Annotated in this window: 17 protein-coding genes and 1 pseudogene; 10 read left to right on the top strand and 8 right to left on the bottom strand. The window is 71.5% G+C overall.

The annotated features are described in order from the left end of the window. Positions 1–13: 13 nt before the first annotated feature. Positions 14–859 (top strand): fumarylacetoacetate hydrolase family protein, encoded by an 846-nt coding sequence (locus tag BJ982_RS29550; protein ID WP_184885434.1) that lies wholly within the window; start codon positions 14–16, stop codon positions 857–859. An 839-nt stretch (positions 860–1,698) separates the two neighbouring features. Here the strand turns inward: BJ982_RS29550 and BJ982_RS29545 are convergent. From BJ982_RS29545 to BJ982_RS29535, 4 genes are all read right to left on the bottom strand, one after another. Continuing rightward, positions 1,699–3,453 (bottom strand): ABC transporter ATP-binding protein, encoded by a 1,755-nt coding sequence (locus BJ982_RS29545; RefSeq protein ID WP_184885432.1) that lies wholly within the window; start codon positions 3,451–3,453, stop codon positions 1,699–1,701. Then, a complete protein-coding gene (locus BJ982_RS39865; protein WP_239122977.1) occupies positions 3,450–3,767 on the bottom strand; it encodes an ATP-binding cassette domain-containing protein in 318 nt (105 codons plus the stop codon). Before BJ982_RS39865 ends, BJ982_RS29545 begins: the two co-directional genes overlap by 4 nt. Beyond that, positions 3,764–4,885: an ABC transporter transmembrane domain-containing protein gene (locus BJ982_RS29540; RefSeq protein WP_239122978.1), complete on the bottom strand. Its 1,122-nt coding sequence runs from the start codon at positions 4,883–4,885 to the stop codon at positions 3,764–3,766. Before BJ982_RS29540 ends, BJ982_RS39865 begins: the two co-directional genes overlap by 4 nt. 429 nt (positions 4,886–5,314) lie before the next feature. After that, complete coding sequence (locus BJ982_RS29535; RefSeq protein WP_184885430.1) at positions 5,315–5,773, bottom strand: MarR family winged helix-turn-helix transcriptional regulator; 459 nt, start codon at positions 5,771–5,773, stop codon at positions 5,315–5,317. A 63-nt stretch (positions 5,774–5,836) separates the two neighbouring features. Between BJ982_RS29535 and BJ982_RS29530 the strand changes: the two genes are divergently transcribed. Further along, complete coding sequence (locus BJ982_RS29530; protein WP_184612472.1) at positions 5,837–6,205, top strand: VOC family protein; 369 nt, start codon at positions 5,837–5,839, stop codon at positions 6,203–6,205. A gap of 107 nt (positions 6,206–6,312) precedes the next feature. On the opposite strand, the gene BJ982_RS41120 is transcribed toward BJ982_RS29530, so the two are convergent. Further along, positions 6,313–6,642, bottom strand: a complete 330-nt coding sequence (locus BJ982_RS41120) for a putative antibiotic biosynthesis monooxygenase (protein WP_507763464.1) — start codon at positions 6,640–6,642, stop codon at positions 6,313–6,315. Between the two features lie 102 nt (positions 6,643–6,744). Here BJ982_RS41120 and BJ982_RS29520 point away from each other — a divergent pair, with 102 nt between their 5' ends. The 7 genes from BJ982_RS29520 (at position 6,745) to BJ982_RS39860 (ending at position 15,214) form a co-directional block, all read left to right on the top strand. After that, positions 6,745–7,587 (top strand): helix-turn-helix transcriptional regulator, encoded by an 843-nt coding sequence (locus BJ982_RS29520; protein WP_184885426.1) that lies wholly within the window; start codon positions 6,745–6,747, stop codon positions 7,585–7,587. 446 nt (positions 7,588–8,033) lie between these two features. Next, a complete protein-coding gene (locus BJ982_RS29515; protein ID WP_184885424.1) occupies positions 8,034–9,074 on the top strand; it encodes a YcaO-like family protein in 1,041 nt (346 codons plus the stop codon). Positions 9,075–9,083: 9 nt separating this feature from the next. Then, complete coding sequence (locus BJ982_RS29510; protein WP_184885423.1) at positions 9,084–10,319, top strand: hypothetical protein; 1,236 nt, start codon at positions 9,084–9,086, stop codon at positions 10,317–10,319. A 2-nt stretch (positions 10,320–10,321) separates the two neighbouring features. Beyond that, on the top strand, positions 10,322–11,653 hold the full coding sequence (locus BJ982_RS29505; protein WP_184885422.1) for a JmjC domain-containing protein: 1,332 nt from the start codon (positions 10,322–10,324) through the stop codon (positions 11,651–11,653). Continuing rightward, positions 11,650–12,942 (top strand): MFS transporter, encoded by a 1,293-nt coding sequence (locus tag BJ982_RS29500; protein WP_184885421.1) that lies wholly within the window; start codon positions 11,650–11,652, stop codon positions 12,940–12,942. The genes BJ982_RS29505 and BJ982_RS29500 overlap by 4 nt, the downstream gene beginning before the upstream one ends. A 13-nt stretch (positions 12,943–12,955) precedes the next feature. Continuing rightward, positions 12,956–13,675 carry an SRPBCC domain-containing protein gene (locus tag BJ982_RS29495; RefSeq protein WP_184885420.1) on the top strand — a complete coding sequence of 240 codons (720 nt, stop codon included), beginning with the start codon at positions 12,956–12,958 and terminating at the stop codon, positions 13,673–13,675. Between the two features lie 27 nt (positions 13,676–13,702). Further along, on the top strand, positions 13,703–15,214 hold the full coding sequence (locus BJ982_RS39860) for an alpha/beta hydrolase (protein WP_184885419.1): 1,512 nt from the start codon (positions 13,703–13,705) through the stop codon (positions 15,212–15,214). A gap of 80 nt (positions 15,215–15,294) precedes the next feature. On the opposite strand, the pseudogene BJ982_RS39855 reads toward BJ982_RS39860, so the two are convergent. Continuing rightward, positions 15,295–15,759 (bottom strand): annotated as a pseudogene (locus BJ982_RS39855) (nuclear transport factor 2 family protein); the annotation flags it as partial. Between BJ982_RS39855 and BJ982_RS41010 the strand changes: the two are divergent. After that, the gene (locus tag BJ982_RS41010) at positions 15,641–16,237 is read left to right on the top strand and encodes an MmyB family transcriptional regulator (RefSeq protein ID WP_376697709.1); all 597 of its coding nucleotides are present in this window, start codon (positions 15,641–15,643) and stop codon (positions 16,235–16,237) included. The pseudogene BJ982_RS39855 and the gene BJ982_RS41010 overlap by 119 nt on opposite strands. Here the strand turns inward: BJ982_RS41010 and BJ982_RS29475 are convergent. Both BJ982_RS29475 and BJ982_RS29470 read right to left on the bottom strand, forming a co-directional pair. Further along, a complete protein-coding gene (locus BJ982_RS29475) occupies positions 16,206–16,685 on the bottom strand; it encodes a hypothetical protein (protein WP_184885416.1) in 480 nt (159 codons plus the stop codon). The genes BJ982_RS41010 and BJ982_RS29475 overlap by 32 nt on opposite strands. A gap of 52 nt (positions 16,686–16,737) precedes the next feature. Continuing rightward, a complete protein-coding gene (locus BJ982_RS29470; protein ID WP_184885414.1) occupies positions 16,738–23,214 on the bottom strand; it encodes an RHS repeat-associated core domain-containing protein in 6,477 nt (2,158 codons plus the stop codon). Positions 23,215–23,484 lie beyond the last annotated feature (270 nt).

Here is a 23,484-nt window from a genome sequence, read left to right as displayed (position 1 = left end):
TGAAAGGTCCCTGATGCCCGAGTACCGCAGGATCCTGCTGGACGGCGCCGTCACCCAGGTGCGCCGCGAAGGGGACGAGCTGGTGAGCGCCGACGGCCGCGTGGTCGGCGTGGAGGACGCCGTCCACCTGCCGCCGTGCGAGCCGACGAAGATCATCGCCGTGCACCTGAACCACCGCAGCCGGGTGACCGAGTTCATGACCACGCTGCCGCCCGCGCCGACGTACTTCCACAAGCCGACCTCGGCGCTCAACGCCCACAAGGGCGCGGTCGTCCGGCCAGAACGGTGCGAATACCTCAACTACGAGGGCGAGATCGCGATCGTCATCGGCCGCACGACGCGCAACGTCTCGCCCGCCGAGGCCGGCGACCACATCGCCGGGTACACCATCGCCAACGACTACGGCCTGCACGACTTCCGCGACACCGACGCCGGCTCGATGCTGCGCGTCAAGGGCTCCGACACGCTGTGCCCCCTCGGCCCCGGCCTCGTCACCGGCTGGGACTTCCGTGGCAAGGCCCTGCGCACCTACGTCAACGGCCACGTCGCGCAGGAGGGCTCCACCGACGAGATGGAGTGGGACATGCACTACCTCGTCGCCGACATCGCCCGCACCATCACCCTGTTCCCCGGGGACGTCCTGCTGTCCGGCACCCCCGCCGGCTCGCGCCCCGTCAAGCCCGGCGACGTGGTCGAGGTCGAGGCCGAAGGCCTCGGCAAACTCTCCAACCACATCGTGCCCGGCCCCACCCCCATCCGCGACGACTGCGGCGCCCAGCCCACCACCTCGGAGGAAGTCCTCTCCACCGCCTTCGGCGGCGACTGGGAATTCCGCGGCATCCGCGCCCCCCGCCGCTGACCCACCCCACCCCGAACACCCGGAGGCCCGATCCCTGCAGGGGGGATCGGGCCTCCGGGCCGTATGGGGGCATCCAGGGCTGTTCCCCCCTGATCGTGGCTCTGGGCTTGGCGGCTTGGGACAGGAAGAGGTCTGAGAGCCCACCCGTGCGAGTCCGTCGTGGCCGGCCGCCGTAAGCCCACCCAGAAGTACGCACCAATGGAACGCCGACAGACACGAGGTGACCGCTAGAAGTCGGTGGCCGCAAGACGCTGATGGAACGCCGATAGACACGATGCGCCGACGGAACGCCCATAGGCACGAGGCACTGATGGAACGCCGATGGGCGAAGGCGCCGGTTTGAACGTCGGGACGCAAGACCCTGACGGCAGGCCGACAGGCGCGGAGGCGAGATTTGTTCCGCTTGTTCCGCGCGGTTCCGCGTTGCTTCGCTCGGTGGTTGCGTAGTTCTGGGGTGGGCTCACGGTGAGCAACCATGACGGACCTGCACGGGTGGGCTCTATTAGGCGCGGGGTGCTGTTGGGTCGCCGATGGGCGAAGGCGCCGGTTTGGACGTTGGAAGACGTAAGACGCTGACGGGTGGTCGGCAGGCGCGGGGAGGCGAGATTTGTTCCGCTTGTTCCGCGCGGTTCCGTATTGCTTCGCTCGGTGGTTGCGTAGTTCTGGGGTGGGCTAACGGCGAGTAACCACGACGGACCTGCACGGGTGGGCTCAACACACCTCAGCCATGCCACCCCTCAACGGCCCGCGTGTCCGTGTGCTGCGTGAGGGACCTGGAGAGTGATCTCGGGCTCTTCGCGTGGATACTCTCGGCCGGAATCGTCTCCCGGCTTCACCGGTCAGTGTTGAGGAGAATCGTCTTCGGCGCCGACATTCCGCGAGCCGTGCCACGACCTCCACAGCGCCTCGTACACCCCGCCGGCCGTGACCAGCTCCTCGTGGGCTCCGACCTCCACCACCTGGCCGTTGTCCATGACCACCACCCGGTCGGCGTCGCGGGCCGTGTGCAGGCGGTGGGCGATCGCGATGACGGTCCGCCCCTCCAGGACGGCGGCGAGCGAGCGTTCGGCGCGCCTGGCCGCGTGGGGGTCGAGCATGGCGGTGGCCTCGTCGAGGATGACGGTGTGCGGGTCGGCCAGGATGACCCTGGCCAGGGCGAGCTGCTGGACCCGGTCCGGGCCGAGGGGGGAGCCGGACGACCGGGGCTCCAGCTCGTCGTCGAGCGAGGCGACCCAGTCGGCGCCGACCGCCGCCAGCGCTTTGCCCAGGCGGTCGTCGCCGGCCGTCGGATCGGCCAGCAGAAGGTTGTCGCGGACGGTGCCGAGGAACAGGTGCTGTTCTTGGGTGACCAGGACGACGTGCTCGCGGAGTTGGGCGGGGGAGAGGTCGGCGACGGGCACCGAGCCGACGGTGACCGTGCCCAGGCGGGGACGGTCGATGCCGGCCAGCAGCTTGCCCAGGGTGGACTTGCCGGCTCCCGAGGGGCCGACGACGGCCAGGCGCTCGCCGGGCCGTACGGTCAGGTCGACGCCGGTCACCACGTCGTCGCCGCCTTCGTAGGCGAAGTGCACGCCGCGCGCCTCGATGCGGTCGCCCTGCGGCGCCGCGGCGGCGGCCTCCTCCCGTGCCGGTGTCGCGAGGCCCTCGACCCTGGCGAAGGAGGCGCCGCTGCTCTGCAGCTGCTCCAGCCAGATCAGGATCGTCTCGATCGGCTGGCCGAGCTGGCGCAGGTAGAGCACGCAGGTGACGACCGCGCCCAGCGTGACCTGGCCACGGCCCAGGAGCACCCCGCCGAGCAGCAGTACCAGCACGGGCGGCAGCAGCGAGGAGACCTCCACCGAGGGCCAGAGCACGCTGCGCAGGAAGAGGGTCCGCAGTTGTGCGGCCCGGGCGCGCTCGATCACCCGTTCCGCCGCCCGCGTGCGCTTGGCCTGAAGGCCCAGTGCCTCGATGGTGCGGGCGCCCGCGGCGTTGGCGGCCAGGTGCTCGGCCAGCTCCGAGCGGGCGGCGCCCTCCTCCAGGTAGGCGGGGCGGGCGCGGCGAAGGTACCAGCGGGAGGCGGCCACGATGCCGGCCGGCGCGAGCAGGCCGCAGGCGCCCAGGACCGGGTCGACCAGGAAGACGGCGACGATCAGGAAGAGCGCCTGCAGGCCGGATACGAGGATCGCGGGGGCGGCGTCGCGTAGAGTGCGGCCGACGACGGCCACGTCGGTGGTTCCGCGGGCGGTCAGGTCGCCGGTGCGGATGTGCTCGACCGTGGCGGCGGGCAGGGCCAGCACGCGGTCCAGGAGTTCGCCGCGGATGTGTTCCTGGACGCGCTCGCTGAAACGGGTGCCGATCTTCTCGGCGTACCTGGACAGGACGAGCTGGGCCAGCGCCGCGCCCACGGCGATCGCGGCGAGCAGGTCGACCGTGCCTCCGGCGCTGATGGAGTCGATGATGCGGCCCAGCAGCCACGGGCTGACCAGCGCCGCGGACGCCGCCAGGCTGTTGAGCAGCAGCGTCGCGACGAAGCCCGGCACGTCGCGCCTGACCAGGCGCAGGGCGGCCCGCCGTACCTGCCGCCGGTCGGCGATGGGCAGGTCGCGGTTCATGCGAGCACCGATCGGTAGGCGGGGGTGGACTCCATCAGCTCGCGGTGGGTGCCGGAGGCGACCACCCGCCCGTCCTCGACGAACAGCACCTGGTCGGCCTGGGCGAGCAGCAGCGGCGAGGTGGTGGCCACGACGGTCGTACGGCCGGCGCGTGCCGTACGGAGCCGCCCCGCGAGGAGGGACTCGGTGTGCGCGTCCAGCGCGGAGGTGGGCTCCACGGCCAGCAGCACCTCGGGCTCGGCGAGCAGTGCCCGGGCCAGGCGCACGCGCTGACGCTGGCCGCCCGACAGGTTGCGGCCGCCGGGTTCGATCATCGAGTCGAGCCCGTGGCGTAGCCCCGCGACGACGTCCTGCGCCGCGGCGACGCGCACGGCCCGGTGGACGGCTTCGTCGTCCGCCTCGCCCCGGCCCTGGAGGACCTCGCGCAGGTGCCCGCGAACAGGGCGGCGTCGTGGTCGGCGATCAGAGATGTGCCGTCGAACCCGCCCAGCCCTTCGAGCAGCGCCACGCTCTCCTCGGGCCGGGCGCTGACCAGCCCCACCAGGGTCCCCGGCGCGATGTCCGGCCCGGCGGGGCGGGGCCGCTCCCCGGCGCGCAGCGCGAGGAAGCGGGTGACCTGGCGGGCGGCGACCAGGCCGTGGCTGATCTGGAAGCTGCCCTCGATGAAGAAGGAGACCGGCACCACCAGCATGGCGATGTACCCGTACACCCCGACCAGTTCGCCCACCGTGATCGCCCCCTCGGCGGCCAGCCGGGCGCCCAGCCAGGTGACGGCGGCCAGGAACAGCGCGGGCAGTCCGGCGCCCAGCGCGCCGACCCAGCTCGTCAGCGACGCCACCCGGTAGCCCTGCTCGCGCAGGCTCGCCGAGTCGGCGCGGTACCGCGCGGCGTAGGCGCCCTTGCCGCCGAAGGCGTTGAGCACCCGCAGCCCCTCGATCAGGTCGACCAGGCGGGTGGTCAGCGTGCCCTGCGCCTCGCGGTAGCCGTTCTGCACCTTCATCAGCCGCCCGAGCAACGGGCCGAGCAGGATCGCCAGCAGCGGGACGCCCAGCAGCACCACCACGGCCAGCACCACGGAGACCCGCAGCAGCAGCGCCGCCACCACGCCGTAGCTGATCACCGCGCCCACGCCGGGGCCGGTCACCGTCAGCGAGGCGGCGATGGCGATGACGTCGCCGATGGCGATCGTCACCACGTCGCCCGCCGAAGCGCGCTTGGGCAGGTCGGCGCCCAGCTTGTTGATCTGCTCGACCAGGGCGCGCACGGTGCGGAAGTTGGCGTCCATCCGGATCTTGGTCATCGTACGGTGCCGCGACATCGCCAGCCAGGCGTTGACCAGGCCCGCCCCGAGCAGCGCCGGCACCCAGCCGGGCGCCAGTTCGTCGTCGATCGCCCTCGACAACAGGTACGGCGGGAGCGTCAGACCCACCATCCAGAGGGTCCCCAGCGCCGCCCCCAGCCCGACCCGACCCTTCTGAGCCCAGGCCAGCCAGCACAGATACCGAGCCGCCGCCTTCATAGCGATCACGCTAAAGCATCGCTTTGACGGCCTCTTTACCCACCCGTGAGCGCCGCTTGTAGACGGCGGGCCCGGACGTGTCCGGCTTCGGACTGGAAGAGGTCTGAGAGCCCACCCGTGCGGGTCCGTCGTGGTCGGCCGCCGTTAGCCCACCCACAAGTACGCACGACCAGACCGCCGACAGACACCAGGTGGCCGGTAGACGCGTGGAGGTGCCATTGGCAGGCTCATCGCGGAAGAGGGCGTAGTCGGGGGCTGTAGGGGTTCGAGGTCGCCTGCGCGGTTCTCCGTGCTCGGCCGCACTGCTGTCCGGATGCCACGAGACGTGCGCCGGGGAACGAGCTATGCATCGTCGTCGCCGTCGCGCAGGGAATGGATCATGCTCTGCAGGATCCGGAACGCGTCTGACTGCTCGGCCTCGGTCATGCCGCCCAGCATTCTGACCTCGACGGACCGGACCGCTGCGGACGCCTTCTCCAGGCTCCGTCGGCCGCGAGGCGTGAGCCGCGCGGGGAGGACCTTCCCGACGGGTGCCTCCGCGGGCCTGGTCACGTAGCCGTCTCGTTCCAGGGCCTGGAGCAGCACGTTCATCGACTGCCGTGTCACGAACGCGCCACGCGCGAGCTCGGAGTTCGACAAGCCCGGCCGTTGAGCCAGCAGCTCGAGGCAGGAGTAGTGCGTCACGCTCATCCCGAGTGGCCGCAGCACCTCCTCCATGGCTGCGCGCAGGGCGCTCGACGCCTCTTTCAGCAGGTAGCCCAGTGATTTGTCCAGGTCGACGCCGGCACCGTTTTGACTCATGTCAGGATTCTGACATACGTTGGTCTGTGTCAGAAATCTGACACGAAGAGAAGGAGCATCACCATGCCCGCCACCGGCCCCGACTTCATCTCGCTCCAGGCACGCGACCTCGACGCTTCGCAGGCGTTCTACGAGCGGTACCTCGGCCTCGTCCGCTCGCAGGCCGGACCTCCGCACGCCGTCGTCTTCGAGACGAAGCCGATCGCGTTCGCCCTCCGCGACGTCGTTCCCGGCACCGATCTCGCGTCCGTCGCCCAGCCCGGCATCGGTGCCGCGATCTGGCTCCACGCCACCGACGTCCAGGCCATCCACGATGCTCTCGTCGCCGACGGTCACACCATCGTCTCCGCACCGATCGACGGCCCCTTCGGCCGGACCTTCACCTTCGCCGACCCCGACGGCTACCAAGTCACTCTCCACGACCGCGCCTGATAGGCCGGCCGCCGTTAGCCCACCGGTGACGATCGGCGTTCTTGCGGGCCGGCTTCACGTCGGCGACGACCTCCAGCGCGGTGGCGTCCACCCGGCCACCCGGTCGATCACCGCGCCAGCCAGGAGCCGAAGACCCGGTGCAGCAGGGGCACGACGACCCACAGCATGAGTGCCACCATGACCGGCACGATGATCGCGAACCGGGCGGCCGGCGGCAACCGATCCAGCAGGGGCGCGGCGAGCGCCACGCTGATGGTGATGATCGGGTACAGCGTGACGACTACCAGCAGCCACAGCTTCCACCGGGCCGGCCGTGCCGATGGCGCCGATCCCGCGGACCGTGCCGAGCCTGTTGATCGCCCCGATCGTGCCTGTGGTGCCGATCCTGCCGTTTGTGCCGGTTGTACCGGTTGTACCGGTTGTGGGACTTCCCTCATAGGTCCACCCTTGATCGGGCCCACCGGGGCGCACCAGGCCGCGTGGTACCTGGCAGTGACACGGCCAGGCTGAAGGCGGCGGATGGCTGCCAGAATGGGCGGATGCCGCAGTCCAACCCCTTGGGGGAGTTCCTGCGCGCCCGGCGTGCGCGCGTGAGCCCCGCGCAGGCCGGTCTGCCCGCCACCGTCGGACGGCGGCGCACGCCGGGGCTGTGCCGGGAGGAACTCGCCGCGCTGGCCGGGCTCAGCGTCGACTACTACACGCGGCTGGAGCAGGGCCGCGAGCGCAACCCCGGCCCGGCCGTCGTCGAGGCACTGGCCGCCGCGCTGCGGCTGGATCCGGACGAACGCGACCATCTCGGCCGGCTCACCGACTACGCGGCGGGCCGCCGCACCACACGGCCGCAACCGGCGCCGTCGGCGTCACGTCCCGCGCTCGACCTGCTGGAGCGGGTCCGTCCCTGGCCCGCGCTGCTGCTGGCGCGTAACGGCGACGTGCTCGCCGCCAACCCGGAGGGCCTCGCCCTGCACGCGGGCCTGGGCGAGTGGCCGGCGCGGCGCCGCAACACGGTGCGCTACACCTTTCTCCACCCGGCCGCGCGCTCGGTGCTGGGGGACTGGGAGGGGGCGGCGGCCATGGGCGTGGCGAACCTGCACCATTGGACGAGCGCCGACCCGGACGCGGCCGACCTGCGCCAGGTGCGCGAGGAACTCGCCGCGGCCAGCGCCGACTTCCGGCGGCTGTGGGACCGGCACCACGTCCGGCCGCGCCGGTCCAGCCACAAGGTCTTCCACCATCCGGCGGTTGGCGACCTGAGGATGGAGCACCAGGTGTGGTACCTGGACCACTCGTCCACCCGCCTGAGCCTCTACCAGCCCGAACCAGCCCATATCGACCAAGTCGCCCTGCTCGCCCTCAGCCTGGACACCCACCCGCGAACGTAACGCGGCCTGGCCTGGGAGGCATCCATGACCTCGGCCACACCGTGGCGCGAGTTCCAGGCGCCGCGGTCGTGACGATGACCGGACCGGAGCCGCCCTCATGCTCACCGTGGTTCGCCGAATGGGGCGGGCCGATAACACCGATGCCGACAGCACGTGAACCAGTTGAGCAATCTGCGAGATGCGCCAGAGCTCCGACCCCGCCTAGATTCCACGCACCACAGGAGGAGGTGAAGATTCATGGAGATCAGCTGGGACCTGGGTCAGGTCGACGAGGAAGCCGCGGAGTTCGACGTTCTCGGCAACAAGTCTTACTGACATGTAGGTCGTCCGCGCGCCCGTGACCTGGGAGCGGCCGGTCGGAAGGACGTGGTGGGGTGGGTCGCCTGCGCACGCACCCCGCCGCGTCCGCACCTGGAGTGACGGTCGAAGTTCGCCGAGGAGTGACGATGAGCCACCGGGGAGCGGTGCGGGCCGCCGGGCCCACGGTGCGCCCTCTGATCAACGGCGCCGTCCACGTCGCCTGGATGAGCGACGAGTCGGGAATCAGCGGCGGCGCCTGCGACGACGACCCCGGCCGGGCGGCGCGGCGCGCGCTCGGCGAGTACGTCCAGCACGTGAGCCACGTGTCGGCGGCCGGTGTGCTGCCGCTGCTGGCGGATCCGGGCGCGCTTCCCCGCGTCGAACCCGCCGCGTTGCTGGAAGCCGGTTCTCCGCCCTGCCACTGGGTGGCCGGGACCGGCATGCGCGACGGCGCCGAGACGGCGGTGCCGGCCCAGGCGGTCTTCCTCGGGTGGGACCCGCCGCCGCCCGAGGAGCGGTGGTGCGTGCAGACGTCGGCCGGCACCGGCGCGGGCACGGACCGGGGGCGGGCACGGACGTCGGCGCTGCTGGAAGTGATCGAGCGGCACGTGCTGGCCCACGGCTGGCGCACCGGTGACATCCGCTTCGAGGACCTGGACCACCTGCACGACTCCGTACTGCCCGCGGCACTGCTCGCCGGCCTGCGTGATCACAAGGTCCGCCTGCGCACCGTCCGCGTGGTCCGGCCCTACCCCGACATCGTGCTCGCCCTGCTGCACCGAACCGGCGGCGCCGCCCTCACCTGCGGCGCCGCGGCGAGAGGCGATACCGCCGACGCCGTACGGCACGCGGTCTACGAGGCGGTGGCGGCGAGGCTCGCCCTGGGCGCGCGCCCGTCGAGCAGCCTGCAGAGCCGGGACCGGGACCGTGGACACGCCGTGGCCGCGGCCGGCCCGGCGCACCTGGACTTCGTCGAGAGCCGGATCGCGGGGCGCGGCGCCCTCCGGCGGGCCCCGGCCGGCTCGGCGGCACTGCTGGACGCGGCGGACGCCCTGTTCGGGCGCCAGCCGGTCGAGGTGCGGCTGCCCTCCGTCGACGACCACGTGGTGCACCGCGTCGTGTGCCACGGCTCGGAGGTCTTCGAACCGCTCACCCCGCCTTCCCACCTGCCCTGCCCAGTGGTTTAGGAGCCCCACGTGCCTTCCTTCGCCTATCAGCGCGACGATTCCCGCTCATTCGGCGAGCTGTGGTTCCCGGCGGCGGACGCGCTCGATACGGCCGAACTGGCTCGGCGCTGGGCCGGGTGGCTCGACCTGCGCGATGCCGACAGCCCGGTCCCGCTGCGCTCCCGGCACGCCGTGCACCTCGCCCGGATGCTCACCGGCGAGGAGGAGGCGGTCGTGCCGAACTGGTTCAGCACGGTGTCGGTGACGAGTTCCCGCTACCAGGTCGTCGTGCAGGCCAGAAGCCACCGGCACCTGTGCGAACAGCCCGGGGCGCTTCCGGAAGAGGTGCGCTCGCCGCGCTGGCAGGCCCTCGTCGAGGCGCTGGAGCACTGGGACGACCTGCCGACGGCGCGCCGGGTCGTCGTCGTCGCCCTGCTCACGCAACTCGGCTTCCACCGCCACGCCGTACGCCTGGTCGGCACGTTCGCGATCGACGCCGACCCGCTGCGCCAGCAGCTGGTCTACGAGGTGTCCCGCGCGGCCTACCAGCTCAACAGGAAGTCCCCCATCCCGTACGAGATCTTCGGCTGGCTGGCCGGCAACGCCGTCCGCCCGGCTCTGCGCACCCTCGCGGCCCTGCAACTGGTCTCCACCCGCGCCCGTGGCAGCGATCGGGAGGAGGCGGCCCGATGGCTCGCCGACGCGAAGGCGTCGCTCACCGGTCTCGGCGCGGAGCCGGACTGGCTGGCGCACCTGGTGACCAGCCGCTACCACCGCGCCGCCGCGCTGCACGAGCTGTCCGGCCGCGACCGGGACCCGGTGGTCGCGCACATGCGCGCCGCCCTGGAACACGACGACGCCCTGGCGCGGTCGGCCGAGAACCCGGTGCAGGCCCACTACCAGCGGGAGAACCGGGGGCTGGTGCTGGAGGCCCACCTCAAGCTGGACACCCTGACCGGCACGGCGAGCGCGCCCGGCGACGCCGTCGGGCAACTGCTGTCCCTCGACCCCGTCGACCCCGAGCCGCTCTACGCGATCGGCGCCTACCTCGCCGGGCGCGGCGACTGGGAGGCCGCGCTGGAGACGTTCCTGCGGGCCGCGGGCTCCGGCACGCTGCGCGGGGCGTCGGCGGCGAACGCGGCGGCCGTGTGCGCGGAGCGGCTGGGGCGGCCGGACGAGGCCGAGCGCGCCCGCCGCCTCCTGCTGGACCTGGATCCGGCGGCGCGCCTGCCGGTCGACCGGGCCGACGCCCGACCTCGGGGGTGATCATGGCAGAGAAACGCAGGCTGCTCACGGTCGGGGAGCTGGACCCCCTGTCCGACCTGACGGGGCCGAACCCCGGCGACACCGGCGCGGACGGCCACGCGCTGGACCGCGTTCTCGCCACCGTGACCGGTGAACGGTTCCTCGACCGGTACTGGGGGAGGGACTGCTACCACGACACCGGCGAGCCGGACCGCTTCCACCACCTGCTGCCCTGGGACGAGCTCAACCGGCTGCTCGACGGCCACCGGGCCTGGCCGCTGCGCATGCAGGTGGCCAAGGCGAACAAGTCGCTGCCTCCGTCGTCCTACGTCGAGCCGATCCCGGGCCGCGGCGTCGGCAGGGAACCCGCGCTCCGGGTCAGCAGCACGAAACTGCACGCCCGGCTGCGCGAAGGCGCGACGCTGGTCTTCGGCTCGGTCGACGAGGCCGTCCCGGCGGTACGGGACCTCGCCGAAGCCCTCGAACACGACCTGCGCGCGGAGGTGTTCGTCAACCTCTACGCCTCGTGGGGGGAGGTCGGCGCCTTCGACCCGCACTGGGACGACCATGACGGGCTCATCCTGCAGATCTACGGCCGCAAGGAATGGCAGCTGTTCGGCGCCGGCCGTCCCGTGCCGCTCCCCGGCGACGAGCCCCTCAACCAATGCCCCCCGGCCCCCCTGCGGCAGTTCGAGCTGTGCGAGGGCGAGGCGTTGTACGTGCCGCGCGGCCACTGGCACGCCGTCCGGCCGGTCGGCGGCACCACCGTCCACCTCACCGTCGGTTTCCGGCGGCCGGTGGTCGAGGACTTCCTGAAGTGGGTGGTCGAACGGCAGCGCCGCCTCCCGGAGGCGCGCTCCGACCTGCCCCTCACCGGGTGGGACGACGAAACGGCGGGCCGGCTGTCGGTGCTGCGGGAGGAGATCGGCGCCCTGCTCACCGAGGACGGGCTGCGCCGGTACGTCGCGGAACGGGACGGGCGGGCGCAGGCCAGGCCCCGGCACGCGCTGCCGTACGCGGCGGCCGGGCAGGCCGGCGACTGCCCGCCGGACGCCGTCGTGGTGCTGGCCGCGCCCCGGCCGGTGGCCCTCCAGGAGGACGGCCGCCGGTGCGTCCTGGTGTCCGCCGGCAAGCGCTACGACTTCGACGCCGTCTGCGCCCCCCTGGTGCGGCGGCTGCTCGCCCGTACCCCATGGCGGGTGGACGAACTGGTCCGCGCGGCCTCCGGCGAAGGCGGGCCGTCCGCCGGCGAGGGCCGCGAACTGGTGGCCGAGTTGCTCCGGCACGGCCTGCTGCGACTCGACCTCGCGCCCGGACCCTTCCCGGCCGGTGCGCCCGACAGAAAGGACCGATGATGGCGGACACCCTGCGCGACACGGGTCCGCGCCGGCCGAGCCGGTTCGGCCTGTCCGCGCTCGCCCCCGACTTCCCCATGCTGTGGGGGGCGACGACCGTCTCGCTCCTGGGCAACGGCATCTCCTCCGCGGCGCTGCCCCTGCTGGCGGCCTCGCTGTCCAGCGACCCGATCGTGGTGTCGTCGGTGGTCGTCGTCGGCAGGCTGCCCTGGCTGCTGTTCGCCCTGCCCGCGGGCGTCATGGCCGACCGGTGGGACCGCAAACGCGCCATGTGGATCAGCGATCTGGTCCGCGCCGGACTGACCGCGGGGCTCGCGGTGGCCGTGGCGACGGGGTCCGCCGGCATCGCCCTGCTGATGGTGGTGGGCTTCCTCATCGCCATCGCCGACACCGTGTTCGACAGCTCCAGCACCGCCGTGCTGCCCAAGGTGGTGGCGAACGACCCCGAGCGGATCCAGCGGGCCAACTCGTGGCTGGTCGGATCGCGGAACACGGTGGAGTCCTTCGTCGGGCCGCCCCTCGGCGGCCTGCTGTTCACCATGTCGCGGGCGCTGCCCTTCCTGGGCGACGCGCTGTCCTTCCTGGTCAGCGCCGTCCTGCTGCGCAGGATGCGCGGCGACTACCACGTGGCCAGAAACGCCCTCGGCGAGGGCGGCATGCGGCGGGCCGTCGGCGAGGGCTTCTCCTGGCTGTGGCGGCAGCCGGTGCTGAGGGCGATCACCGGCATCGCCGGCCTGTTCAACGTGGCGTCCCTCGCGCAGAACGCCATCTTCGTGCTCTTCGCCCAGCAGCTCTTCGGCCTCGGCGCCCTCGGCTTCAGCCTGCTGCTCGCGGCGGGCTCTCTCGGCGCCCTGTTCGGCGCGGCGCAGGCCGGGCGGCTCAACAGGTGGGTCGGCACGGCGGTCAGCCTCCGGCTGGCGCTGGCCGTGTCGGGGGTCTCGTGCCTGGTCACCGCCGCGGCGCCGAACCCGTGGTTCGCGGCGGCCGGTGAGATCCTCGCCGGGCTCGGCGCCGCGATCTGGAACGTCAACCAGATGTCCCTGCGGCAGTCCGGCACACCGGACCACCTGCTCGGCAGGGTCACCGGCGTGCACCGGTTGGTCACCTACGGGGCGATGCCGTTCGGCGCGCTGCTCGGCGGCGTCCTCGCCTCGCTGTCCGGGCTGCGCACGTCGTTCGTGGTCGCCGGCGCGATCATGTTCGCGCTCGCCGTGTTCGCCAGTGTCGCCATCACGCGGTCCCGGGTCGCGGAGCTGACGCCGCCCCCGGCCGACGGTCAGTCAGCATGAGAAGGAGGACACGATGGTGAGCAACAGCCTGGAGCGCCTGCTGCGGCACCCCCGGGAGAGGGTCTGGCGGACCATCTTCGACCCGGGGGCGGCCGAGCACTGGCTGGGCACGGTGGCCAGTGTCATGCCCGAGCGCGAAGGGGCGGCGATGTGCTGGCTGTACGACGCCGGAGCGCGCATGCCGACCACCTACAGCGGGCGGATCGAGGTCCTGGACCGGTTCCGCCGCCTGGAGCTGGTGATCCGCCTCATCGCCTGCGACGCCGAGATCCGCATGACGTTCGAGCTGACGGACGTGCCGGCGGATTCGGGGGAGACGCACACCCGCCTGAAGCTGCGGCAGGACGGCTTCCCCGCGGACGGCAACGGCAGGTTCGAGCGCGACGGCTTCCTGCACCACTGGGACCACTTCCTGGAGCTGCTCGGCGACTACCTGGACGGAACGCCGAAGAACTACCACACCATGCACAACACCGAGCTGGGGGTGATCCCCGTCGGAGCCGTCCGCGGCGAGGGCATGCTCGTGCAGGACGTGGCCGTCGGCGCGCCCGCCGACCTGGCCGGGGTCCGCGCGGGCGACGTCATCCGCTCCTGCGGCGACTTCCTGTTCGGCAGCCTGGACGACCTGGACGCGTGGGTCGAGAGCCACCGGCCGGGGGAACGGGTGGAACTGCTGGTCGGGGACCGTCTCGTGCCGGTGGTGCTGCGGGCGAAGCAGTACACGCCGTCCTGACCGCGACGCACGTGGAGGAAGGCAACGATGCCGGACGTCGTTCCCCTGCCCGACCGATCGCCGGAGATCACCGGGCCGCTGCCCGCCCCGTTCCGGCGGGCACAGCTCGACGCCGCGCGGCCGGCGTTCGCGCTCACCCCCGCCGGCCCGGTGGTCAGCACCGACGCCTGGTCCGATCGCCACCTCGCGCTGCTCGCGGACGGCCGCTGGACCAGGCTCACCAGCGGGTCCCGATGGCACACCCGCCCGGAGTGGACCGGGGGGCGCCTGGTCGCGGAGGTGTTCCAGGACCTCGCCGCCGAGCGGGCGAGCAGCCGGCCGATACCGCTGGCCGGCGTCCGCGCGGTACCGGAGCACGCCGCGCCCGCCGCGGTCCTGACCCCCGACGGGCGGGCCGTCGCGCACCCCGTCGCCGGGGAGGTGCGGCTGCCGCCCGGAGCGACGGCCGAGTGCGTCGTGCCCGCGTTCCCCGGACACGACCGGATCGCCCTGCTGCTCCGCCAGGGCAGGGCTCGCCGGGTCGTGTGCGTGGACCGCGACGGCGTCTCGCACCGGGACGGCCCGGTGATCTCGGCCGGGCCGTGGCTGTCCGGGCACGAGGTCGTCGTGGTCCTGGAGACGTGGCCGGGACGCGTCCCGCACGCCTGGGACGTACGCTCCGGGGCGCTGCGCCGCCTGGTGGAGCCCGCCGGGATCGTGGTGGACGACGTGCGGGCCGACGGCGACCTCGTCGGCCTGAGCTGGACCTCCGCCGGGCAGCCGCGCCGGCTCGAACTGGTCGAGGCGGGGCGGCTGGCCGCCGGGGAACAGGTCCGGCTGAGCCCCGCCCCGCCGGGCGCCGACGGCCTGCCCTCCGCCGTCTGCACCGTCGTCGAGGGGGCGCACTGCCCCCTGCCCACCCTGGTCCGCGACCCACCGGGCCAGGCGCGTGGCACCGTGCTGCTGCTGCACGGCGGCCCGAACGGGGTGAACCTGGCGACCTGGTCGCCGTTCGCCGAGTCCCTGGCATTGGCCGGCTGGCGCGTCGTCCAGCCCAACCTGCGCGGCAGCGGGCTCATCGATCCCGTGGTCCGCGCTCCGCTGCCCGGACGCTACGGGGTGGACGACGCGGACGACGCGTTGACCGTGCTGCGCCGGACCGCGATCGGCCCGGTCGTGGTCGGCGGGATGAGCTACGGGGGCTACCTGGCGAGCCGTGTCGCCCGGATCGCGCCCGAGGTGCGGGGCGTGTTCCTGCTCGGCGGTTTCCTGCGGCCCTCGGATCTCGACGGGTCCGGGCATCCGCAGGTCGAGGCCTTCCTGCGGACGGCGGCCGGCCGCTTCGCGGACCATGTCCCGTTCGCCGCCGTGCCGCACTTCGTCGCGCACGGGGAGCTGGACCCGCGCATTCCCGCCGAGGCGGTCCGCACCCACCTGGACGACCTGCCGTCCGGATCGGAATGGGTCGCCATCGAGGGCGAGGGCCACGGCATGCTCTCCGACCACGCGGCCCGGAGGGTCTTCCCCCGCTTCTTCTCATGGCTGGACCGTCTCGGCTGAGTCCGGCGTCCACGTCTACGGCGGGACACCCGGACACCGGGGAGGCCCGCCCGACGCCGCTTGGCGACGCCGTCCTCGCAGTGCCAGACGTGGACGAAGCGGACGTCCATGTACTTGCCGGTGGCGCGGTAGGTGCCGCGGTAGTTGCCGATGACGACGATCACGTCACCGCCGTCCACGTACCGCTCGGGCACCGCCTGGTAGTCCTCCCACTCCGAGCCCAGCCGCGCGAAGACCCCGGACTTCACGCCGTCCGGGCCCACGTAGGTGCCGCCGTAGCGGTGTCGAGGTGCCGCTGGAGTCCCGTGGCGACCGCGCCGGGCATGACCGCGTTGGCGATGATTGCGCGAGTCTCCCGCGAGCCCCGTACCTGAGGCGCAGGCCCAGGGCGAACAGCGCGTTGGCGGTCTTGGACTGCCCGTAGGCCTGCCACCGGTCGTAGGGCCGGGCCAGGTAGTTGGGGTCGGCGAAATCGACCTGGGAACGCCGGAGGGCCTGGCCCTGTACGCGGGGCTGAGCGAGTGGCCGGCACGGCGCCGCAACACGGTCCGCTACGTCTTCCTGCACTCGGCCGCGCGCTCGGTGCTGGAGGACTGGGAGGGCGCGGCGACCACCGGCGTGGCCAACCTCCAGCATTGGGCCGGCACCGATCCGGACGGCCCCGACCTGCGCCGGGTGCGGGAGGAACTCGCGGCGGCCAGCGCCGACTTCCGCCGCCTGTGGGACGGCCACCCCGTCCGCCCGCGCCGCTCCAGCCACAAGGTCTTCCACCATCTCGCGGTCGGCGACCTGAGAATGCGACACCAGGTTGTGGTATCTAGACGACTCGCCCACTCGTCTGAGCCTCTACCAGCCCGAACCGGCCCACGCGGACCAGACCGCCCTGCTCGCCCTCAGCCTGGACACCCACCCACGAACGTGACCCGCCCGGCCGGGGAAGCGCGCGGGACGCGGGCGGGCCCTCCGAGGAGGACCCGCGGCGCCTTCGACGTCACTCGTCCGCGAACCACGCCAGGATCGTGACGGGCCCCTCACCGGAACGTTCTCGGATCGCGTACACGTCCACCTCGCGACCGTCGACCTTCCCCGAGACCGCCGCGGCGTCCTGGCTGGGCTCCGCCTGCTCGCGGATCTTCGCGTCGGGCAAGGGCGTCCACGCCGGAGAGGCGAACCCGCCCAGAGCCTTCTCGATCGACGTGCCGCGCAGTTCGACCTCCACCCACGCACCCCTTTCCGGAGGCTCACAACCGTGCCCGCCTTCGATGGCGTCAGGACGAACCGAAGGCAGGCGCGGCGCGATGACCTCGGCCAATCTCTCGTTGTCCGCGGCCGCTCGCGCGACGCATGCCGGGTCCGGCCTCTGGAAGGCGTAGTCCAGGAACGTCCTCGCCCGCAGGAAGGCGAAGACGGCGAGCGCGGCCACCACCAGGAATGCCGTCGCGACGATGGTGCTCACCGTTCGTGTGCGCATCTTGCCGCCTGTCTCGAGGATCGGTGAGTCTGCTGGTGGTCCGTGCACGGCCTCAACGCAGCTCTTTGGAGTCCCACAGAGACTGGCAGAGGTTCTTCACGTACGCCCAGTATCTGCCTTCCTTCTGGTCCCGTGTACCGGGACCGAGGCGGATGGCTCTCAGCTCATCGAGGTGCTCCATAGCCGCTTTCTGGGCGACGGCGTTGTTGTGCCGGTCGATCTTCGTGTCCTTCCGTACCTTGGGCTTGGACATGTCGTTGCCTTTTTCGTGGTTCTCGGCGAGCTGCTGAGCGACCTTGGGTCCGCATATGTCCGTCAATGCCACCTGCTGGATGCAGTGTCGCATCGCGTTCTTCCAGCATCGCCCCTTCTTCGGGCATCCGTCGGCTTTGCTGTAGCTGGAGCCGGTGAGATTCATGGCCCACGCCGACACGTAGACGAAGATGCGACAGATCTCGTCGGAGAGGCCCTGGCACTCCTTGAGCCCGGCCGTCTTCCCCGCCGAGGCACGCTGGGTGGCGCCGCCGGTGCTCAACTCGGTCAGCAACGCGCTGGATTCCTGCCGCTCCCTCTGCAGAGCGGCGCGCTCCTCCACGTCGTCCACCGGGGGTTCCAGGACCACCGGGCACAGCGGCTCCCCGGGAAGACAGGAGACGGAGCCGCCGGACGCCTGGGGGAACAGGCCCGTCGGGTCGGACAACCTGAGCGGGTCGTTGGCGGCGTAGGAGTACGGGTTGAGGAGTGCGGGCTCGGCGCCGTCGTCGACCGGCCGCGGATCAGTGCTGATGAACTTGCCGATGGCCGGGGAATAGTAACGCTCCCCGAGCTCGACGAGCCCGGTCGTGTCGTCCTCGACCTTTCCGAGGAAGCCGCGGTCGGTGGTCGTGAGGGCGTCGCGTCCCCCGCGCCGCGCCCCGAACGGCAGGTACTTCTGCCGGTCCAGCGTGCCCGTGCCGCCGTCGACGGCGAGTTCCTCGCTGCCCGCCGGACCGGCCAGGAGCCAGGTGACATCGGGTCGGCCGCTGGTCCGCATGGCCACGATGCCGCCGTCCGGCGCCTGGTAGTACCGCTTCGCGGTGACCTGCCCGTTGGCGAGTTCCAGCTCCATGACGCCGAGATAGAGAACCGTCTTGCCGGGCTCGCGCCGGATCAGCCGCTTGCCGCCGGCGTCGTACACCTCTTCGGAGACGTTCGCGCCGATCGTCACCTTGGCCGGTCGCCCAAGTTCATTCCACTCGAAGGTGGATGTGGTGCCGCCCACGGTCTGGGATTCCAGCTGGCCTCGCGCGTCGTACCCGTAGGTGTCGGTGCCCGACGTCCGCGTGATCGACCGCACGGCGTTCGGCCGGACCGCGCCGGCGCCGGCGGCCGGGTAGGTGTACGTCGCGGTAAGACCCGATTGCGTGGCCGACCGGATGTTGCCCACCGCGTCGTAGGTGTAGGCGAGCTCGTACGGGTCCGGTCCGGCCCCGTTCGGCCCGGCGGCGCACGTATCCGTCGTGGTGAAGGCCGAGGCGAGGCGACGGCGCGCGTCGTAGCCGAAACACTCCCGCTGGGGAGTGGACGACCCGCCCGAAGGGGCGGCCTTGTCGAGGATCGAGATCGGTGATCCGGCCGTGTCGTAGGAGAACTGATCCTCCTGGACGGTCGCCGGGGTCGTAGCGCCGATGGTGGAGACGGTCTTGAGGGAGGTGAGCGCGTTCGTCGCGGGGTCCCAGGTCAGGGTCCGCACCAGCCCGGCCGTGCTTCCGAGGCTGCGGGAGGACAGCCTGCCCGTGAGGGAGTACCCGGTGTCCTTGACGTAGGTGAAGCCGCCGCCGAAGTCGGACGACAGACCCTTCGGCAGACCGACGTCGTCGCTGGTCGAGACGGTCGTCTCCGAGGAAAGGCCACCGGCTGCGGGGAAGGTGAGCGAGTTCTCCCGCCCGGCCTTGTCGTAGCCGACCGCGAAGGTGTAGGTCCCCGCGAGCAGGCCTTCGCCGGCCGGGATGGTGAGCGATGTGCCGAGGCGTCGGTAGTCGGCGTCATAGCCGGTCACGGTGTCGGTGTACGGGCGGCCGCGGGTCCACCGGGTGGCCGAGGTCACCTGCCCCTTGAGCAGGGTGTCATAGACCCATTCCGCCAGCTTGGTGCCGGTGCCGGGGTCGCCCGCCCATTGCTCCACCCGGCGGCCGAGGTCGTCGTACAGGTGGGAGACGGTCACGCCTCTGGCGTCCGTCTCCGCGGTCGGGTTGCCCGCGGCGTCGTAGACGGTCGTGGTGGCGCCGGAGTCGGGATCGGTCGCGGCCACGCGCCGCCGAGCCCAGTCGTAGGTGAAGGTGCGCACGTTTCCGTTGGCGTCGACCATCTTGGTGAGATCGCCGGACACGTCGTATTCGCGCGTGCTGGTGGACCACTGGCCGCCCGACTGCTCCGCGATACTGGTGATCTTTCCTGCGGCGTCGGCCTTGTAGGTCGTCTTGCCGCCGAGGGGCGGCGTCACGGTGTGCTCGTCCGCTCCCGCGTAGGCGATCGTCGATCGGCGTACCTCAGTCGCGCCGCCGTACTGGATCTTCGCGATCTCCCGGCCGGCCCCGTCGAAGACCGTCCTGGTCCAGGAAGGAATGTCGGCCGGTGCGGGATTCAGCAGGTTGCTTCCCGCCGGTTCGGTGTTGTGCAGGGGAGCGGAACGGACGATCTCCAGGCCGCGCGCGTCGTAGGCGGTGACCTTGACCATCCGCCCGCCGGCCGGTGAGGGCATCTGCTCCTCTCGCAGCCTTCCGAGACCGTCTTCGAAGGCGACTGAGGTCAGCCACTTGGCCGAGGCGCCGGCGCCGGAGAAGACCTTGGCCGTGGTGACCTTCGGGGGTGCGGTCGGCTGGCCGAGACTTCCGTTCCACGAGACGTTATAGGTGATCTTCGTAGCGGGGGTGCCGCCGTTCTTGGGCTGGCCAGGGGTCCACAGCGCGGTCGTACGTCCCAAGGCGTCGTAGTCGATGTCCGTCACGCGGCCGTTCGCATCGCGCAGGGCGACCACTCCATCGTGAGCGGGCGCATTCCAGACCTTCTGCTCGTATCCCAGCGGGTTCGTGCGTATCGTCCCGTCGACAGGAAAGCCGACGGCGGGAAGGTAACGGATCGAGGTGGTCTTCCCGCGGACGTCGGTGACGGAAACCGGCCGGCCGTACCCGTCGGGCGACGTTTTCTCGCTCGCGACATGGGAGCCGTCCAGCCAGGTCCGCACCTCGGTCGTGTTCCCGCGTACAGGCTTGTTGGTCGCCGGGTCGGTCTGCCCGTCGTACAGCGTCACGACCCGGCCGACGACCGCACCGGCGGAGCAGTCGTCCCCCTTGCGCGTCTCCACGACGGAACGGAGCGCGGTGATCCACATGCCGCTGTCGGTGTTGCGCGCGTATGTCGTGGTCACGCAGGTGTTGTCGGAGGCCACGGAGGTGTCGCCATAGTCGTTGACCTTGACGGGCAGTCCGAGCGCGTCATAGGACGTCCGCTGGTCTGTGTAGCGGAATCCGCTCGTGACGGCCTCCCGAGTGACCCGGCGGGTGGCGTTGACGCGCAGCGGGTCGTAGATGCCGGGGCCGTCACCCGTGGACGCGGTGGCGTACTCGTACCGAGTGGACCGGATTTCTGTGTATCCGCCCGTCGCGGGACCACCCGGGTCCGTCGGGGTGGGCGTCGGTGTGGTTGTGCGTCCGGCGGTGCAGTCGCCCAGGTCCTTCCAGGCGTTGGTGATCTTCCCTGGCTCGGACCCGGCGGTGCCCTGGAGGGCTTCCCAGTGGTGGTCGACCCAGGTGACCCGATCACCCTTGGAGTACGACGCGAACCTCTGCCAGTTCGGATAGGAGCAGGTCAGCGTAGTTCTCCCGAACAGGCTCCGCAGGCCGCGCGCCAGCGCGCGCACGGGGGCTCGCGCGGCGGTGATCACCCGGGCGCCGCGGGGCGCCTGCGCGGCGGAGGCGGTGAGGGTGGTGGCGCGCCAGGTCTGCTCCTGCAGAATGCGGCCCGCGAGGACGCGCCGGTCCTGATAGGAGTTGCCGTCGAAGTCGGTGACCTGGGTTCCCTTGGCCGTCCCGTCGCCGCGTACGTCGTCGTACATGCCGCGGAAGAACGATGTCGTCGTCACGGCGAAGTCGTCGGGGGTCGTGCCGCTTCCCTTGACGGTGCGCACGGTCTGGTAGCCGCGGAACTCGTCCCAGTCCTCGCTCAACGTCTTGCAGTATCCACTGACCGGCGGACTGCACACCACACCGGACAGGGTGGTGGCCCCCAGGTAGTCGAAGGGCCGTGCCCAGGCGGGCGTGCCCAGGTACGCGTATCGGGTGGGCATGTCGGGGGAGCCGCCCACCAGGTCCTTGTCGACCGTCTGGGTGACCAGCCACTTCAGGTACACCGCGCGACTGGTGCGCGAGATGCCGCCGCCGTCGTACCAGGTTCCCAGCGTGGCCAGGTAGCAGTCGCGCGCGTTGACGTCCCAACCGGTCGTCGGATACGCCGAAGGGTAGGGACACGGGTTGGCCTGCCCGTAGGAGACGTCGGTACGACCGCCGAGACCGTTGTAGATCGAACCGATCCGGGGGAAGCGCAGCCGGCTCTTGCCCTGGGCCTCGTCGTAGTCCGCGCGGTTGTCCAGCAACGTTGCCTCGAAGTCGACCGGGGGCATCGCCACGTCTGGTCCGTCACCGGCCAGACCGACGGGGCGAAGAGTGTCCAGCCACAGCACCGGCCCCGCTGGAGGCAGACCTTGCAGGATCTGGGTGTACACCCACTTGTAGCCGGCTTCCAGCCGCCACACCTGGTCCCAGTTCGAGGTCGCGGGGTTGAAGACCACGGTCACGACCGTGTCCAGGCGTTTGGATATGTAGAAGGCCGGACCAGGGGTGTCACAGGCGACGATCACGTCACCCGGCCCGGAGGGGCAGTCCAGGTCCTTGGGGGTGTCGTCGTCCCATGGCGCGCCCGAAGAAGGCGGGGTGCCGCGATCGACCGTGTTGAACACCACCTTGGCGACGTGCGCCGACCCCGCGACGTTGACGTTGCGGCCGTAGGCCACCTGGGCGAGGTAGCCCCCGCGGTCGTAGGCCACCCGGAACGCCCGCCCGTCGCCCAGCGGACCGGGCTGGCACAGCGCGCCGACGACCTTGCAGTACCAGTTGCCCTCGCGGGCGTAGGTGTAGTCCACGACGTTGCCGCCGGCGTCGATGCGCTGGTCGAGGTTCCAGCGCCACGGAGCCGTGCACAGGCCGGGCGTACCGGTCTTGGAGTACTGGTCCCTGCACGGCTCGCCGGTGTCGTCGCCGACATAGGCGGTCTGCCACATCGAGTCGCGGTGGTACCCGAACCGGTAGATCGTGCCGTCGGCGGTGTTCACCGTCCAGAACGACTGCCCGGTCTGACTGGAGGTCGAATACTCGATCTTCCAGCCGTAGTCCTCGACCGCCTTCCACCCGCCGCTGGTGCGGTCCTTGACGATCGCGGATGATTTGCCGTCGACCGACAGGCTCAGGTGGGAGGTGGTGGAGTCGGTCGTCGCCGGATCGCCGTCGTTCTCATCGGGCGACTCCCAGCACAGGTGCTTCCAGTTGCGCTGGTCGGGATTCTTGGTCGACTCGACCGTGTCGTCGGCGCACGACCGGTAGCGGCGCTCGACGAACCCGGTGCCGACGTCCCAGCCCATCCCGGCGACCGATGCCTGGTTGTTGGTGTAGTTCGTCAAGGAGTCGATCGCCGACGACGAGTACGACAGTGCCAGCTCAGGGGTCTTGCCGGACACCGCCGGCGGGAGCGGGATCGGATAGGAGTAGGAGAAGCCCCCGCCGGACAGCCCTACCTGCCACGTTCCGGCCGGCTTCAGATCGGTGGCCGTGAAATTGCCGGTCTGCGACCCGGGATCCCCCGCCGCGGCGGCCGGGGCCACCACGTAGACGCTGCCGCTCGCCGGGGAACCCGCGGCCTCGATCTCGGCGACGACCCCCTGCGCGGCCGGCTCGTTGCGCGAGGGCACGACGCGTGCCTTCTCCGCCGCCTTCGCGCACGAGGCGTCCGGACGCGCCGCGAGCACGCATACGGGCATCTCGATGAGACCGAGCCGCGACGCGGCTTCCCGCGACAGGGTACCGGCGAAGCCGGAGTAGTCGACGCGGACCCGCACCCGTGCGGCGGTGGCCACGCCGTCCGCGCGGGCGACCCGTACACCCAGACCAAGGCCGCCCAGCCGTTCGGCCGCGTCGGCTCCGATGCTCTCCACCCGTACTTTCGCCGGCGCCGACCCGCCGGCCGCGCGTCCGAGCGCCACCGGGATTCCCGGCACAGCAGCCGGACCGGCGCCGATGCCGATCTCGGCCACTCCGGCGGCCGGCCACTTCGGCGGGACGGCCTTGGGAATCCGTGGCGGAGAATCCTCCACGCCGTGGAAATCGGAGACCTTGGTCACCGGCCGTCCCGTCACCGACCGTTCCGGCGATTCGGCGGCGGACGACGGGGCCGCCGGTCCGGCGGCGACGCCGACGCTCGCGATGAGTAAGGCAGCCGACACGGTGGTCCGTAAGCACATACGAGCACGCTGAAGCCGCACGCGACATCCCTTCGACGCCCATGCGGGGCAGAGCTGCCGCGATCAGGGCCCCCGTAAAGTCCAGATAAATAAAGCAAACGGACCAAGGATCACCAGCGGCACATCGTCAGTCAATGCAATTTTCGCGGTCCGGGTGTCACGGTGAGTAGCATTCGCGCATCGGGCCGGATCGGCCGTGGTGCGTTTCTACAGACGACCAGAACTCACTGACAAGACCTGTTGTTACGGCTA

The organism is Sphaerisporangium siamense (assembly GCF_014205275.1).
Taxonomy (GTDB): Bacteria; Actinomycetota; Actinomycetes; order Streptosporangiales; family Streptosporangiaceae; genus Sphaerisporangium; species Sphaerisporangium siamense.
This window is presented reverse-complemented; position numbering and strand designations above follow the sequence as displayed.